General features: G+C 74.0%; 8 protein-coding genes. 6 read left to right on the top strand and 2 right to left on the bottom strand.

Annotated elements, in window-relative coordinates:
• Positions 1 to 590 precede the first annotated feature (590 nt).
• Positions 591 to 1,799 carry a nucleotide sugar dehydrogenase gene (locus AB0958_RS27020; protein WP_366893056.1) on the bottom strand — a complete coding sequence of 403 codons (1,209 nt, stop codon included), beginning with the start codon at positions 1,797 to 1,799 and terminating at the stop codon, positions 591 to 593.
• Positions 1,800 to 2,091: 292 nt separating this feature from the next.
• Between AB0958_RS27020 and AB0958_RS27015 the strand changes: the two genes are divergently transcribed.
• The 5 genes from AB0958_RS27015 to AB0958_RS26995 all read left to right on the top strand — a co-directional run bounded on the left by AB0958_RS27015 (position 2,092) and on the right by AB0958_RS26995 (position 12,738).
• Complete coding sequence (locus AB0958_RS27015) at positions 2,092 to 3,798, top strand: glycerol-3-phosphate dehydrogenase/oxidase (RefSeq protein ID WP_366893055.1); 1,707 nt, start codon at positions 2,092 to 2,094, stop codon at positions 3,796 to 3,798.
• Positions 3,799 to 3,941: 143 nt separating this feature from the next.
• A complete protein-coding gene (locus AB0958_RS27010) occupies positions 3,942 to 6,089 on the top strand; it encodes a serine/threonine-protein kinase (protein ID WP_366893057.1) in 2,148 nt (715 codons plus the stop codon).
• Positions 6,090 to 6,226: 137 nt separating this feature from the next.
• The gene (locus AB0958_RS27005) at positions 6,227 to 9,031 is read left to right on the top strand and encodes a protein kinase (protein ID WP_366893054.1); all 2,805 of its coding nucleotides are present in this window, start codon (positions 6,227 to 6,229) and stop codon (positions 9,029 to 9,031) included.
• A 181-nt stretch (positions 9,032 to 9,212) separates the two neighbouring features.
• Positions 9,213 to 11,036, top strand: coding sequence for a serine/threonine-protein kinase (locus tag AB0958_RS27000; protein ID WP_366893053.1), 1,824 nt, complete (start codon positions 9,213 to 9,215; stop codon positions 11,034 to 11,036).
• 94 nt (positions 11,037 to 11,130) lie between these two features.
• Complete coding sequence (locus AB0958_RS26995) at positions 11,131 to 12,738, top strand: serine/threonine-protein kinase (protein ID WP_366893052.1); 1,608 nt, start codon at positions 11,131 to 11,133, stop codon at positions 12,736 to 12,738.
• A 57-nt stretch (positions 12,739 to 12,795) separates the two neighbouring features.
• On the opposite strand, the gene AB0958_RS26990 is transcribed toward AB0958_RS26995, so the two are convergent.
• A complete protein-coding gene (locus AB0958_RS26990; RefSeq protein ID WP_366893051.1) occupies positions 12,796 to 14,709 on the bottom strand; it encodes a glycosyltransferase family 2 protein in 1,914 nt (637 codons plus the stop codon).
• 133 nt (positions 14,710 to 14,842) lie between these two features.
• Between AB0958_RS26990 and AB0958_RS26985 the strand changes: the two genes are divergently transcribed.
• Entirely contained in the window at positions 14,843 to 15,766 is a 924-nt protein-coding gene (locus tag AB0958_RS26985) for a serine/threonine-protein kinase (RefSeq protein ID WP_366893050.1), read from the top strand.
• Positions 15,767 to 15,776 lie beyond the last annotated feature (10 nt).

Below are 15,776 nucleotides of genomic sequence, written 5' to 3'. Positions count from 1 at the left end.
AACCCCCAACTCCGGTAGGCCAAACCGAATGCCAAATCGCGGTCCCCCCACTAGGGTGACCGGCCTTTCGCATGCCCAGGTGACCGGTGGCGGGGGGCGCGTTCGGCTGGAGGGGCGTGCGGTTGCGTTCGGGGCGAATGTGGGCTGAACGGGCTATGTGGGGCGATAGTGTCCGTGATCGGCGACCCGTTCTCTGGGGCGCCCCCTTCCAAGGAAATGGTTCCGGACCCCGGCCCTCGGGGCCCGGCCCGAGTTCCAGACGGACCGCCTACCGGGTCTGTGGGCGGCATCGTGGAAGGGGGCGCGCCCATGGGCCGTCACCGCAAGTCCACCCGCTGGGATCGACTCCGGCTTCGGCTGGTCAAGTTCCGGAGGAGGTGCGTCTTGTGGTACTTCGGGAAGTGAGCGGCCGCCCCCAAGAGGACTAGGGGCGGACACCCGCTTACTTTCCAGGAGCCCGTCGCAGCACCCACTGCGGTGGGCTCCACCCTTTCCGTACGGTACCGGATCCGCCGTTCGGCGGCCCAGCACCGGAGAGCGGTCGCCGGGCCGCAGCCACCCGTGCGCCCCCCTTCGCCCCCGCGCGCCGGTCAGAGTCGGTGGGCCGCGCCCGTGGGTGTCGCGCCGCGGGTGTCCAGGAGCAGCTGGGCCTTCACGGACAGGCCCTGGAGGTCGTACGTGCGGTGCTGCTGCACCAGGATGGTCAGGTCGGCGTCGGCGGCGGCCTCGTAGAGGGAGTCCGCGCGGGGGACCGGCCGGTTCAGGACGTTCCAGGACGCGATGTGCGGGTCGTGGTAGCTGACGGAGGCGCCGAGTTCCATGAGCCGGATCGCGATCTCCTGGGCGGGGGTGTCCTGCTGGTCGGCGAGGTCCGCCTTGTAGGTGACGCCGAGCAGCAGCACGCGCGCGCCGCGGGCCGACTTGCCGTGCTCGTTGAGGAGGGCGGCGGCCCGCTGGACGACGTATCCGGGCATCCGGTTGTTGACCTGCTGGGCCAGCTCCACCATGCGCAGGCCGCGGCTCGCGAGGCCGGACATGTCCTGTGCGACGCCGTGGCCGCCGACGCCGGGGCCGGGCCGGAAGGCCTGGAACCCGAACGGCTTGGTCTCCGCGCAGCGGATGACGTCCCACAGGTCGACGCCCAGGTCGTGGCAGAGGACCGCCATCTCGTTGACGAGGGCGATGTTGACGTGCCGGAAGTTGGTCTCCAGGAGGTGCACGGTCTCGGCCTCGCGCGGGCCGCGCGCGCGTACCACCTTGTCGGTGAGCCGCCCGTAGAACGTGGCCGCCGACTCCATGCACGCGGGCGTGAGGCCGCCGATGACCTTCGGGGTGTTGGCCGGGGTGAACTCGCGGTTGCCGGGATCCACCCGGCTGGGGGAGTAGGCGAGATGGAAGTCGCGCCCCGCGCGCAGGCCCGAGCCCTTCTCCAGCAGGGGCCGCAGGAAGTCCTCCGTCGTCCCCGGGTGGACCGGCGACTCCAGGATCACCGTCGTGTGCGGGCGCAGCCGGGCGGCCAGGGTGCGGGCGGCGCTCTCCACCTGGCCCAGGTCGAGCCCGCCGTCGGCGCCGCGCGGCGTCGGCGCGCAGATCACGGCCGTGCGCACCCGCCCCAGTTCGGCCGGGTCATCGGCGGTCCGGAAGCCCCCCGAGAGCATCCGGCGCAGCTCGGCCGGGCTGAGCGAGCCGGCCTCGGGGCCGGTGGCGTAGCCGATCGTGGAGACGCCGGCGGCCACGGCGGCCTGGGCGAGGGGCAGGCCGTAGGGACCGAGTCCGATGACGGCGAGGTCTGCGGGCATGGCGTGTGGGCCGTCCTTCCCAGTAACCGAAGCGGGACAGGTGCGCAAGCCCTGTGGACAGGATGAGCGGAGCGCAATGTCAGACTAGGAGTAAATATGACCGTTATGTGGGATTGTGTTCCTGTGTCTTCCGTGGGTTCGGTGACGGTTGTCCACAGGCTGGGGGTGAGTGGTGGCTGAAGTCGGGCAACCCGGTCAGAATCTGGACATGGGCTTCGCCGGCCGGGTGCGGCCTGCGCGACCGATGACCGGCGACGAGCGATGACCGACGGCGGCAGAGCGGGAGGCAGCGGTGAGGACAGCGACACTGGGGCCCGAGCAGCGTGCGGAGTCCTTGGCGGCCATGGCCGAGCGCGGGCTGGACGTGCTGGTGGTGGGCGGCGGAGTGGTCGGCGCGGGCACCGCGCTGGACGCGGTGACGCGGGGCCTGAACACCGGCATCGTCGAGGCCCGTGACTGGGCCTCCGGCACCTCCAGCAGGTCGAGCAAGCTGATCCACGGCGGCCTGCGCTACCTGGAGATGCTCGACTTCGCGCTGGTCCGCGAGGCCCTCAAGGAGCGCGGCCTGCTGCTGGAGCGTCTCGCCCCGCACCTGGTCAAACCGGTGCCGTTCCTCTATCCGCTCCAGCACCAGGGTTGGGAGCGTCTGTACGCGGGTTCGGGCGTCGCGCTCTACGACGCGATGTCCATGGCCCGCGGGCACGGCCGGGGCCTGCCCGCCCATCGCCACCTGACCCGCGGTCAGGCCCTGCGCGTCGCCCCCGCGCTGCGCAAGGACGCCCTGGTCGGCGCGATCCAGTACTACGACGCGCAGATGGACGACGCCCGCTACGTGGCGACCCTGGTGCGTACGGCGGTGTCCTACGGCGCCAAGGCCGCCAACCGCGCCCGCGTGACCGGGTTCCTGCGCGAGGGCGAGCGCGTCGTCGGGGCCCGGGTGCAGGACGTGGAGGGCGGCGGGGAGTACGAGATCCGCGCCCAGCAGGTCGTCAACGCGACCGGGGTGTGGACCGACGACACGCAGGCACTGATCGGCGAGCGCGGCCAGTTCCACGTCCGCGCCTCCAAGGGCATCCACCTGGTCGTCCCGCGCGACCGCATCCACTCCACGACCGGGCTGATCCTGCGCACCGAGAAGTCGGTGCTGTTCGTCATCCCCTGGGGCCGGCACTGGATCGTCGGCACCACCGACACCGACTGGAGCCTCGACAAGGCCCACCCGGCCGCGTCCAGCGCCGACATCGACTACCTGCTCAACCACGTCAACTCGGTACTCGCGGTGCCGCTGACGCGCGACGACGTCCAGGGGGTCTACGCGGGTCTGCGCCCGTTGCTGGCCGGCGAGTCCGACGCCACCAGCAAGCTGTCGCGCGAGCACACGGTCGCGCACCCGGTGCCGGGCCTCGTGGTCGTCGCCGGCGGCAAGTACACGACGTACCGCGTGATGGCCAAGGACGCCGTCGACGAGGCCGTGCACGGGCTCGACATGCGGGTCGCGGAGTGCGTCACCGAGGACGTCCCGCTGATCGGCGCCGAGGGGTACCGGGCGATGTGGAACGCGCGGGCGCGGACGGCCGCCCGCACCGGCCTGCACGTGGTGCGCGTCGAGCACCTGCTCAACCGGTACGGCTCGCTCGCGGAGGAGATCCTCGACCTCGTCGCCGCCGACCCGGGCCTCGGTGAGCCGATGCCGGCCGCCGACGACTACCTGCGCGCCGAGATCGTCTACGCGGCCTCCCACGAGGGCGCCCGCCACCTCGACGACGTACTGACCCGCCGCACCCGCATCTCCATCGAGACCTTCGACCGCGGCACCCGCAGCGCCCGCGAGGCGGCCGAGCTGATGGCACCGGTCCTCGGCTGGGACAAGGGCCAGACGGAGCGGGAGGTCGAGCACTACGAGAAGCGGGTGGAGGCGGAACGCGAGTCCCAGCTCCAGCCCGACGACCAGACGGCGGACGCGGCACGGCTGGGCGCACCGGACATCGTGCCGTTGTAAGCCGGGGGCGGTATGGGCGGCGGTGTCCCCCGTGGCGGCCCCCGGTCCGGCCCGATGCACGGTCAGGGGCCCCCTGGGCGTTGGGCACTTGTCGGGTGAGGGACAATGGAGGCTCTGTCAGGGCGGGTTGCATGAGGGGACGCATGTCGGAGGCGGAGCGGGCGGGTACTTCTCGTCAGGGGACTCGTCAGGACAACAGCGAGCGTCTTCTCGCCGGGCGGTACCGGCTGGGGGGTGTGCTCGGCCGCGGCGGCATGGGCACGGTGTGGCGCGCCGAGGACGAGACCCTCGGCCGGACGGTGGCCGTCAAGGAGCTGAGGTTCCCGTCGAACATCGACGAGGACGAGAAACGACGCCTGATCACGCGCACCCTGCGGGAGGCCAAGGCGATCGCCCGGATCCGCAACAACAGCGCGGTGACGGTCTTCGACGTGGTCGAGGAGGACGACCGGCCCTGGATCGTGATGGAGCTGGTCGAGGGCAAGTCGCTGGCCGAGGTCATCCGCGAGGACGGCCTGCTGGACCCGAAGCGCGCGGCCGAGGTCGGTCTCGCGATCCTGGACGTGCTGCGGTCCGCGCACCGTGAGGGCATCCTGCACCGGGACGTGAAGCCGTCCAACGTGCTGATCTCCGAGCACGACGGCCGGGTGGTGCTCACCGACTTCGGTATCGCCCAGGTCGAGGGCGACCCGTCCATCACCTCCACCGGCATGCTCGTCGGCGCCCCCTCCTACATCTCCCCGGAGCGGGCCCGAGGTCACAAGCCCGGCCCGGCGGCCGACCTGTGGTCGCTCGGCGGTCTGCTGTACGCGGCGGTCGAGGGCACGCCGCCGTACGACAAGGGGTCGGCGATCGCCACGCTGACGGCGGTGATGACCGAACCGCTGGAGGAGCCCAAGAACGCGGGGCCGCTCAAGGACGTCATCTACGGGCTGCTCACCAAGGATCCGGCCCAGCGGCTGGACGACGCGGGTGCGCGGGCCATGCTCAACGCGGTCGTCAACATGCCGGCGGAGGCACCGGCGGACGCCACGCGGGTGGTGCCGTTGCCGCCGCAGCCCGACGCGCCGGAGGTGGAGAAGAACGGCGGCGCCAGGCGCGGCGAGGAGGCGGGGGAGAAGCTGCGCGGGGCGCTGCGTTCCGTGCGCAAGGCCGCGGGGGCGGCGAGTGCCTCGGCCGCGACCAAGGTGAAGAGCGGCGGTACGGGCGGGGCGGCCGGCGGCGCGGGCGGCGCGGCGGCCTCGGGTGGTGCGGGCAGCGGGACCGGCACCGGTTCTGGTGCTGGCACCCGGTCCGGTTCGGGGTCCGTTCCGGGGCCGGGCGGGAGCGCGCGTTCGGACTCCGTCGGCTCGGCCGCCGTGGGTTCGGCCTCGGTGGGCATCGGTGACGGGCCCGGTTCCACCGGCGGGGCGGCGAGGACCAAACCGGCGTCCGGCAAGGTGAGTTCGGGGTGGCCCGTGGTGCCGCCGCCGGACCTGGACCTGCCGCCGCGGCCGGTGCCCCGGGCGCCGCTCACCGACGTGGTGCCCAAGCGCACTCTGGTGATCATCGCCCTGGTGGTGGTGCTCGCGGTGCTCGGTACCGTGCTCGCCCTCACGCTGGGCGGCGACGACGGGGACACCAGGGGGAGCGGCAAGAACGGCGGTTCCAAGGCGGTGGCGAGCTCGGGGGCGAGTGCGCGCACCGGTTCCGGTGCGAAGTCCGGCAGCGGCCCCGCCACCAAGGAGGACACTGGCGGCGGCACCCGGACGGACGGTGACACGTCGGCGCCCGCGAGCGCCGGGAGCGGCTCGGGCCCGGACGCGACGAGCGACGACGGTTCCTCCACGTCGAACTCCAGTGGCAGCGGCGACGACGGCGCGCCCGTGGTGAAGAAGTACACCGGTGGCCAGGGGTACTCGATCGGCTTGCCCAAGGGCTGGAAGTTCCAGACCGGCAGCTCCGCCGGGGACCGGTTCACCGGGCCCGACGGGCAGAAGCTGCTGATCGCCTGGACGAGCACCCCCAAGGACGACCCGGTGGCCGACTGGCGGAACCAGGAGCGTTACATGGTGCGCTCCGAATACCAGAAGATCCGCATAGCGGCGGTGAGCTACCGGGGCTGGAACGCGGCCGACTGGGAGTTCACCTACGTCGAGGACGGGACCAAGTACCGCACGATCGACCGGGGGTTCGTCGTCAGCTCCACGCAGGGGTACGCGCTGATGTACACCGCGAAGGCCGACGACTGGAGCAGCGAACTGCGCGAGGCCACCTGGAAGACGCTCGCCGCGTCCTTCGAGCCGAAGTGACAAATTCGCATCCCCACAATACGAATTGCCTCCGGCACGTATCGTGAGTGGTTGCGGACCGTACGCATGCAGGTATGCATGCGGAACGGCCCGCCCAACGAACGGATTTGACCGACCGGGCGGCCGGGGGAGGCAACGTGGACGACTATGCGGGTCGGGTGCTCGCCGACCGCTACCGCCTGCCCTTGCCCCCCTCCGACGAGTACGAACTCACCGAGACCCGGGCCTTCGACACCTACAGCGGGCAGGAAGTGCTCGTCCGCCAGGTGCCGTTGCCGGAGGTGGTCGAGGCGGAGGTGCTCGACGCGGAGGGGCTGCCCGACGGGTTCACAGCCCGTGACCGTGGCGGGCGCCGGCCGCCGTCGGCGAGGACCGCGACACGCCGGCCCAGCGATCCGGCGGTGCGGCGCGCCGTGGAGGCCGCGCAGGCCGCTGCCCGTATCCCCGACCACCCCCGCCTCGACCAGGTCTTCGACGTGTTCGCCGAGGGCGGTTCGCTCTGGATCGTCAGCGAGTTCGTCGCCGCGCGGCCGCTGGCCGCGCTGCTGGCCGAGCAGCCGCTGACGCCGTACCGGGCGGCCGAGGTCGCCTCCGACGTGCTGATGGCGCTGCGGGTCCTGCACGCGCACGGCTGGGTGCACCGCAACATCACCGCCCGCACGGTCCTCGTCTGCGACGACGGCCGCGTGATGCTGACCGGCCTCGCGGTCGGGGCCGCGGAGGAGGCGCTGAGCGGGTACGACCCGGTGCCGCTGCCCGAGGGGGAGGGCGGCGAGGGGCCCGGGGGACCGCGGGGCCCCGGGCAGGCGGAAGGTTCCGGGGCGCCGGGCACGCTCGGCGGTTCGCCCGTGCCCGTCCCGCCGCCCGTTCTGCCCGGTTCGGGTGGTTCCGGCGGTTCGGGAGCCGTTGCCGTCGGGGGCACGGGAAGCAGTGGTGGTGCGTTCGGTGGTACGGGCGGCGCACAGACGGCGCCCGGCGCGTCGGAGGCGGATCCCGAGGCGGCGCGGCGCGCCGCGATACAGGCGCGGGCGGCCGGCGGGTTGCCGGGGGCCGGACCGGACGAGGGGCCGGGCGGCACCGGTACGGGCGCGGTGGAGCGGCGCGCCCTGGAGACCGGCGCGGACATCCGGGCCGCCCGGGCCGGGGCGATCGCCGCGTACCAGGCGGGGGCCAGGGCCGCCGCCCGGGTCCAGGAGGCCCAGCAGAGCGGCCGGGCCGCACTGCCCGGCGCCCGGCCACCCACCGAGGGCGACACCCGGCCCCCCGCGCCCCACATCCCGGGACAGTCCGGCGGCGCGACACCTCCGCCATACGGCCAGGGACACGCCAACGGGGCGGCACAGCCCGGGTACGCCCCGGGGCAGGCCGGCGGTGTGGTGCCGTCGCCGTACGGCAACGGGCGGGCGCAGGTGCCGGGGGCGGGTGCCGAGCAGCCGGCCGCCGGTGGGGTGCCGCGTGGCCAGATCGCCGATCCGTACGGGGTGCGCGGCGCGCCCGCGCCCTGGCACGGCGCCGCACCGCGCCCGCAACCCGGAGCGGCTCCGGCTGCCCCCGGGCGGGAACGGTCCGCGCTGCCGCCCGCCGCTCCCGGCGCCGGCGGACCCCGATTCGAACTGCCCGGCGCTCAGGGCGGCCCGCCCGCCGTCGTACCCGCGCAGGGGACCGGTTCCGCCCCCCGCTGGGACGAGGCCGGTGCCGCCTTGCCCGGCCGGCGGGGTCCCGCGACCGCGCTGGCCGCCGAGCGGGCCCGACAGGTGCGGATGACCGTGGTGGGGCCGGTGACCGAGCGCTGGGCGCCGGAGCAGGCCGTTCCCGTGCACGAGAACTGGCAGCTGGCGGCGCCCATCGGACCGGCCACCGACCTGTGGGCGCTGGGCGCGCTGCTGTTCCGGGCGGTGCAGGGACACGCACCGTACCCGGAGGAGTCGACCGCCGAACTGGTGCAACTGGTGTGCTCGGAGCCGCCCGCCTTCGCGGAGGAGTGCGGTTCGCTCAGGCCGGTCGTGGAGTCGCTGCTGCGTCAGGACCCCACCGAGCGGCTGGACTTCGAGGAGCTGCGCGGCTGGCTGCGCTCGCTGGTGCGCTCCGCGCCCGAGCCGGACGCCGGTACGCATGTCGTCGCCGCCCCGCCCGACCCCCGGCGGCTGCCGATCGTCCGGCGCCGCGGTGAGCTGGTGCGCAGGCGCAGGGCCGGGCTCCCGGCGACCCACGGCCGGCACAAGCGGGCCCGGGAGGAGGCCAGGTCCCCGCGCAGGCTGGGCCGTACGCTGCTGTTGCTGGTCCTGCTCCTGCTGGCCGCGGCGGTCGCGTACGCGATGCTGTTCCTGCCGAAGAAGGGCGCCACGGACGACAACGGCGGCGACCGGACGGGATCGGCGGGGACGGTCAGCACGGCGCCCGGCTCCAGCGCGTCCCCCACCCGCAGCCCGACGGCGACTCCGGCCACGCAGACCCAGACCACCGCCGGCTCGACGGACGGCGCTTCCGTGGGCGACGGCTTCACCCTGCGCAACGACCCGAACGGCTTCCGGATCGCCGTCGCCAAGGGCTGGAGCCGCACCCCGAAGAACAGCGCCGGCCAGGTGATCTACTCACAGGGCAGGTTCGAGCTGATCGTGGTGGCGGGCCGGGACGGCGCGGCGACCTACGGCAGCGACCCGATGGCGTACCAGCGGGACAAGGAACCGGAGTTGCAGCCGTACCGGGACTCCAGCTGGGCCACGGCCGGCGGCCTGCGGACCATCACGGTCGGTCAGCAGGTGTCCGCCGAGGGCCAGTTCACCTGGACGGACAGCGGGCAGGGCGACCTGTTCGTACGCAACATGGTCTTCCTGATCGGCGGGCGCTACCACATCGTGCAGGTGCGCGGTCCGGAGTCCGAGCGGGACGAGGTCACCAAGGTGTACGAGCAGGCCTCGTCGTCGTACAGGTACACGGGCTGAGTGACGTGAACGCCGTCCCGAGGCGATCGGTTCCCGCCACGGTGAGGGGATTTCGTTCACATCCCGTAAGGAAGGCGAAAACCGTCACAGTGCTGTCTCCGTGGGACCCCACTGGTTCCATGACCGCAGGCCGGTCCTTAGTCTGGCCCTGACAAGAGCATTGCGGGGCAACGTGAATCAGATGCAGGGCCTGCTCATCGCGGGCCGCTACCGGCTCGCCGACACCATCGGCAGCGGCGGCATGGGCCGGGTGTGGCGCGCCCATGACGAAGTGCTGCACCGGGCGGTCGCCATCAAGGAGTTGACGGCTGCGCTCTACGTCTCCGAGGCCGACCAGGCCGTCCTGCTGGCCCGCACCCGGGCGGAGGCCCGGGCCGCGGCGCGCATCAACCACTCCGCCGTCGTCACCGTCCACGACGTACTCGAACACGACGGCCGGCCGTGGATCGTCATGGAGTTGGTCGAGGGCCACTCGCTGGCCGACGCGGTCAAGGAGCAGGGGCGCATCGAGCCGCGGGAGGCCGCCCGGATCGGGCTGTGGGTGCTGCGCGCCCTGCGCGCCGCGCACAGCGCCGGGGTGCTGCACCGGGACGTCAAGCCGGGCAACGTGCTGCTCGGCCGGGACGGCCGGGTCCTGCTCACCGACTTCGGCATCGCGCAGATCGAGGGCGACACGACCATCACCCGGACCGGAGAGGTCGTCGGCTCCGTCGACTACCTCGCGCCGGAGCGGGTGCGCGGGCACGACCCCGGGCCGTCCTCCGACCTGTGGGCGCTGGGCGCGACGCTGTACACGGCGGTCGAGGGCCGCTCGCCGTTCCGCCGCACCTCGCCGCTGACCACCATGCAGGCGGTCGTCGAGGACGAGGCCGCCGAGCCGCGGGCGGCGGGTCCGCTGGAGCCGGTCATCACCGCGCTGCTGCGCAAGGAACCGGCCCAGCGGCCGACCCCCGAAGAGGCCGAGCAGATGCTCGCCGAGGCGGCGGAGGGCCGGCGGCCCAGCGCGGCCCAGGCGTACGTGCCGACGCAGTCACAGCTCGGTGGCGGTACCCGGCCGGCCACGGGGACGGCCGGGGCGTCGTCGTACGACAGCGCGTGGGAGGTGGCCCAGGGAAGTCCCCGGGAGACCGGGTACGGGAGCGGCTCCCACCGGGGGTCGCCCAGCGGCGCGCACGGCGGGTTCCCGGGCGACGCGTACGGCGGTTCCCACGGGGGCTCCCCGGGCGATTCGTACGGCGGCGGCCAGTACGGCGGTTCGTACGAGGTCCGGCCGCCCGTCGGCGGCAGCTCCGTGAACGGGCCGACGGCCGTCGGCGGGGCGCCCGTGCCGGTCGCCGCGCAGCCCCGGCGGCATCGGCTGCGCACGCTCGCGCTCGTCGTGGCCCTGGCCGCGCTGATCGGCGGCGGCGCGGCCGTGGCGCTGCAGAAGTGGGACTCCGGACAGCGCCAGGACGACTCCGGCAACGTCGCACCGGCCACGTCCGGTTCGTCCTCGCCGGGTGCCACCTCGGCCCCGGACGGCGCGGTGCCCACCGACTGGGTGACCAAGCACGACCCGCTCGGCTTCAGCCTCTCCCTGCCCAAGGGCTGGAAGCGGAGCGTCTACGGCATCGACGGCGACCTCAAGCAGATCGACTACACGCCCGACGGCGGCAAGCACTTCGTGCGCATCGCCGTCGACGGCTCACCCGACTTCTCCGACGCGCTCGCCCACCAGGAGGACCTGGAGCAGCAGCTGCACAAGCTGGTCGGCTACCACCGCGTGACCATGGAGAAGAACCTGTACCGGGACCGGCCCGGGGCGGTGTGGGAGTACACCTGGACCGCGCTGAAGAAGGATCCGCCCTACGTGCCGGGGCCGCGCCGCGCGATCGAGGAGACGTACTACTCGCGGGACGGCGTCGAGTACGCGATCTACATGTCGTCGCCGGCCAAGGACTGGGCGACGGCGAGCAAGCAGTTCAAGTGGGTGCTGCAGACCTGGGATCCGGGGACGTCGGGCTGAACAGCCCGCGGGCGCCCGGCCCCTGCGCCCCCGCCGGGCGTCTTGGCCGGGCGCGGTCCGGAAGCCGGGCGTCCGGTGCGGCATCATGGGGCTCATGGTGAATCCGGGGGACGACGCCGTACGGCTGGTCGCGGGGCGGTATCGCCTGGGAGCGCGGCTCGGGCGCGGGGGCATGGGCGTCGTGTGGCGGGCCACCGACCAGCTCCTGGGGCGGGAGGTCGCCGTCAAGGAGCTCACCGTCGACGACACCCTCTCCGACGACGAGGCCCGGCTGCGCCGCGACCGCACCCTGCGTGAGGCGCAGGCGGTCGCGCAGCTGCACCACCCGCACATCATCGTCGTCCACGACGTGGTGGAGGACGGCGGCCGCCCGTACATCGTCATGGAGCTGATCGACGGCGGTTCGCTCGCCGACCGGATCTCCCGGGGCGGCCCGGTGGACGTCGCCGAGGCCGCGCGGATCGGGGTCGCCCTGCTCGGCGCGCTGCGCACGGCGCACGAGGCCGGAGTGCTGCACCGGGACATCAAACCGGCGAACGTGCTCGTCGAGGCCGGCACCGGGCGGGTCGTGCTCACCGACTTCGGCATCGCCCAGGTGTCGGGCGCCACCACGCTCACCGAGACCGGTTCCTTCGTCGGCTCGCCCGAGTACACCGCGCCGGAGCGGATGTCCGGCTCCCGGTCCGGCCCGGCCTCCGACCTGTGGTCGCTGGGGGCGCTGCTGTGCGCGGCGCTCAGCGGCGAGTCGCCGTTCCGGCGCGACTCGCTCGGCGGGATCCTGCACGCCGTGGTCTCCGACGAGATCCGGCCACCGGCCCAGGCGGAGCCGCTGCTGCCCGTCGTACGAGGGCTGCTGGAGCGGGATCCCGAGCGGCGGCTGGGGGCGGCACAGGCCGAGCGGATGCTGCGCGAGTACCTGGACACGGGGGCCGTGGCAGCACCGGCCACGACCGGGAGCGCCGGCGTGGCGTCGTACACGCCGACCCAGCGGGACGTGCCACGGCCGCCGGTGCCGGGCGGCGCGCCGCAGTCCTCCGCCACGCGCGGGCTGCTGGTGGCCGCCCTGCTGGTCGCCGCGATGGCCGGGGCGGGTGTGTCCGCGGCGACGCTGCTGTTCCACGGCGGCGGGGACGGCGGCACGCCGGGTCCCGGCGCGACGACGGCCGTCTCCGCCTCCTACCCGTCGACGGCCGCACCCGCCCCGTCGGGGGCACCTTCCCCCACCTCCACCCCCACCCCTTCCGCCTCCGGCAACCGCACCGCGCCCTCCGGTTACCGCTTCGCGCGGGACCCGGCCGGCTTCTCGCTGGCCGTGCCGGAGGGCTTCACCCGCGATCCGCAGGGCGAGCGCGTCTTCTACCTGTCGCCGGGGCAGACCTTCCGGCTCGGCATCAAGGTGTCCGAGCCGGTGACCGGGGGACCGGGGACGGTGATGCGGCGGGCGGCGGCCGAGGGGCCGAGCACCAACCCCGGCTACCACGACGGCCGGGTCACCGACACCACCCACTCCGGACACCCGGCCGCGTTCTGGGAGTTCACCTGGAAGGGCTTCAGCGCGACCGAGGGCCCCCGGCACACCTACGACCTCTGCTGGGAGGAGAACGGACGGCTGTACGACGTGTGGGTGTCGGCGCCGGTCGGCAAGGTGCGGGAGGCGCGGGAGTACTTCGACGTCGCGGTGGACACGTTCGCGGCGGGGTGAGGGCGGGGCCCGGAGCAGGGGCCCGGAGCAGGGGCCCGGAGCAGGGGCCCGGATCGCTCAGGGGGCGCGCCGTACCCGCCGCATCCCGTCCGTCGCCACGTCCATGAGGCGGCGGGTCGGGTGGGGCCGGTACGCCGGACCCTCCAGGCGCCGCACCGCACCACCCCTGACCACCGCGTACGCGATCGGCGCCGACGCCTTCGGGAACGTGACCGGGTGCCGTCCGGCGGGCAGTTGCAGGCGCGCCGGCAGCCGCAGCCGGGCCGTCCCCGCCTCGGGGACCAGCTCGGCCTGGACCGTCACCGTGCCCACGCCGACCTTGACCCGGGCCGGAGCGCCGGTCGCCGCCGCGACGTAGGGCAGCGCGAGCGAAGCACCCTCCCCGCGTGCCGGGTTCGCCGCCGCCGCCTGAGCCGTGTCCGCCCCCACCGTCCGCTGCCGCTGGTCGATGTCCAGGGCCAGCTGACCGCTCCCCGTCCAGTACGGCAGCGCCAGCCGCCCGCCGGTCACCGCCGCACCGGCGGCCGGGGTCCCCGGCGCGCCCCCGCCCGTCACCCGGACCATCCGGTCGATGCCCAGCAGCTGCGCGTACGCCCACACGTCGTGCACCCCGCGCTCCAACGGCCGCCCACCGGCGAGCCGTTCGGGATCGAGGCGCAGCCGCCCGGCCGCGACGAGCTGACCGCGCCCGTCGCCGAGCGGCCGGAGCCCCACCTCCAGCTCGCCCTCGGGGTACCACCAGTCCTCCCGGTCCCGGTCCTTGACCACCAGTTCTGCGTAGGCCAGCCGGAAGGGATCGGGGACCTCCCAGCCGTCTTCGGCCCCCGGCACCCCGGCCAGCAGCTCCGGGTCGAGCCACCGCTTCCCGTCCCGTTCGACGAGGACGAGGGGCTCGCCGTCGCCGCGCACGAGGCCGAGGGTGACGTCGGCGACGAGGCGGCCGTCCTCCCAGGCGGGCGCCCCGACCTCGCAACGCGCCGTGATCTGGCGGACGCGCTCGGCGAGGGCGACGGCTCCGTCGAAGTCGCCGCGTTCGAGGAGGTCGGCACGGAGCCGGGAGACCGCGGGCAGCCCCTCACGGACGGCCGCGGGGAACTCCGTCACCGCCAGCTCGCGGGCCGCCTCGAAACGCGGGCGCTGCTCGGCGGGGTCCTCGCGGAGGATCTCCGGCTCGCGGGTACGGGAGAGGACCTCGACGTGGTAGAGGCGGTGCAGGAGACGGTTCTGGAGGGCGTCGAGGTCGTCGGAGGGCGGGGTGCCGTCCTTGATCTGGCGGACGATGGTGCGGGCGTTGTCCCAGAAGCCGTGCCGCGGGTTGAAACGGTGCTGGGTGTTGTTGCCGCCGTCGTCCCGCTTCATCCAGTAGTAGCAGGGGTAGTCGGCGAGCACGGAGATGCGCTCGGCCTTGAGGTAGGCGGCGCTGACGAAGAGCAGGTCCTCGAGGATCCAGGGCCCTTCGGGGAAGCGCAGGCCGTGCTCCTCGACGAAGGCCCGCCGGAACATCTTGTGCGGCGACATGCTCTGCATGAGCTCGTCGTTCTCGATGGTGCAGGCGTCGATCGTGTGCCGGAACAGGCGGCGGGGCCGGACCATGGTGCTGGACATCTTGCCGAGCACGACGTCGGCGTCGTTGCGTTTCGCGTGCTCGTACAGCCGCTCCAGGGCCTCGGGTCCGAGCGTGTCGTCGTGGTCGACGAACTGGATGTACTCGCCCTTGGCGTGCCGCATCCCGAGGTTGCGCGGGGCGCCGGGCCAGCCGGAGTTGGGCTGCGTGTGCACCTGGACGTTCGGGTGCTCGCCGGCGATCCGCTCCAGCCGGGCCGGTGTGTCGTCGGTCGAGCCGTCGTCGACGTAGATGACCTCGTACTCGTCGGCGGGCAGGCTCTGCCCCAGCAGCGACGGCGCGCACTCGTCGACGTACTTCCCGGTGTTGTAGGTGGGAACGATGACGCTGACCTTGACTCTCGGCATTCATGGGACTTTACCGGCCGGTCGCGGCGCGGGTCGGGGCGCGTCGTCCGGTGGTGGCGGCGCCCGCGTCGGCGCACGGCCCGCTGACCGCGCCGCTTCGACAAGGGCATGGTGCGCAAGGTACTCATGTGACATGAGCGAAGACGGCGAACAGCCGGTCGAGGGACGTCTGATCGGCGGGCGTTACCGGCTCGCCGGGCCCATCGGCTCCGGGCCGGCCGGCACCGTGTGGCGCGCCCGTGACGAGCAGGACGGGCGGGACGTCGCCGTCAAGGAGCTCCGGCTGCCCGGCGGCGCGGACGACGAGGAACGGCAGCGCGCCGCCCACCGTCTGCTGCACGAGGCCCGCGCCGCCGCCCGCGTCGACCATCCGGCCGCCGTGGCCCTTCACGACGTACTCCTCGACGGCGAAGTCCCTTGGACGGTCATGGAGTTGGTGGCAGGGCGGTCCCTCGACCAGGTGCTGGCCGCCGACGGGCCGCTGCCGGTCGCCGAGGCCGCCCGCATCGGGCTCGCCGTGCTCGGCGCGCTGCACGCCGCCCACTGCGTCGGGATCGTGCACCGGGACCTCAAGCCGTCCAACGTGCTCCTCGCGGCGGACGGCGAGCGTGTCGTCGTCACCGACTTCGGCACCGGATCGGGGCAGGAGCTCGGCGGCTTCGTCGCCCCCGAGTACGGCGAGGAGCGCGGGGCCGCCGGGCCGGCCTCCGACCTGTGGTCCCTGGGCGCGTTGCTCCGTGCCGCCGTGGGCGGCGCGGACGGTGCGGACGGCGCCCTCGGGGCGCTGCTCGACCGACTCCTCGCGCCGGCCCCCGAGGCCCGCCCGGCGGCCGCGGACGCCGCCGAGGTGCTGGCCCGGGCCGCCGGAGTGGACCTCCCGCAGTGGGTCACCGAGTCCCCGGCGGCGCCCGCACCGGCCCCGGACCCCGCCCCGGCGCCCCCGGCCGCGCCGGACCCCGAGACCGCCGAACCCCGCCGCCTCACCCCCCTCGCCGCCCTCGGCCTGCTCCTCGCCAAAAAACCGGAGCGCGCTGATCGTCCCCGCCCCACCTCCTGATCAGCGCATT

Origin of the sequence: Streptomyces sp. NPDC006655, assembly GCF_040703965.1 — a bacterium.
Taxonomy (GTDB): domain Bacteria; phylum Actinomycetota; class Actinomycetes; order Streptomycetales; family Streptomycetaceae; genus Streptomyces.
This window is presented reverse-complemented; position numbering and strand designations above follow the sequence as displayed.

Coding starts and splice junctions, on each gene's coding strand:
- AB0958_RS26995 (WP_366893052.1), top strand. CDS start 11,131: ATGGTGAATCCGGGGGACGACGCCGTACGGCTGGTCGCGGGGCGGTAT.
- AB0958_RS26990 (WP_366893051.1), bottom strand. CDS start 14,709: ATGCCGAGAGTCAAGGTCAGCGTCATCGTTCCCACCTACAACACCGGG.
- AB0958_RS27010 (WP_366893057.1), top strand. CDS start 3,942: ATGTCGGAGGCGGAGCGGGCGGGTACTTCTCGTCAGGGGACTCGTCAG.
- AB0958_RS26985 (WP_366893050.1), top strand. CDS start 14,843: ATGAGCGAAGACGGCGAACAGCCGGTCGAGGGACGTCTGATCGGCGGG.
- AB0958_RS27020 (WP_366893056.1), bottom strand. CDS start 1,799: ATGCCCGCAGACCTCGCCGTCATCGGACTCGGTCCCTACGGCCTGCCC.
- AB0958_RS27000 (WP_366893053.1), top strand. CDS start 9,213: ATGCAGGGCCTGCTCATCGCGGGCCGCTACCGGCTCGCCGACACCATC.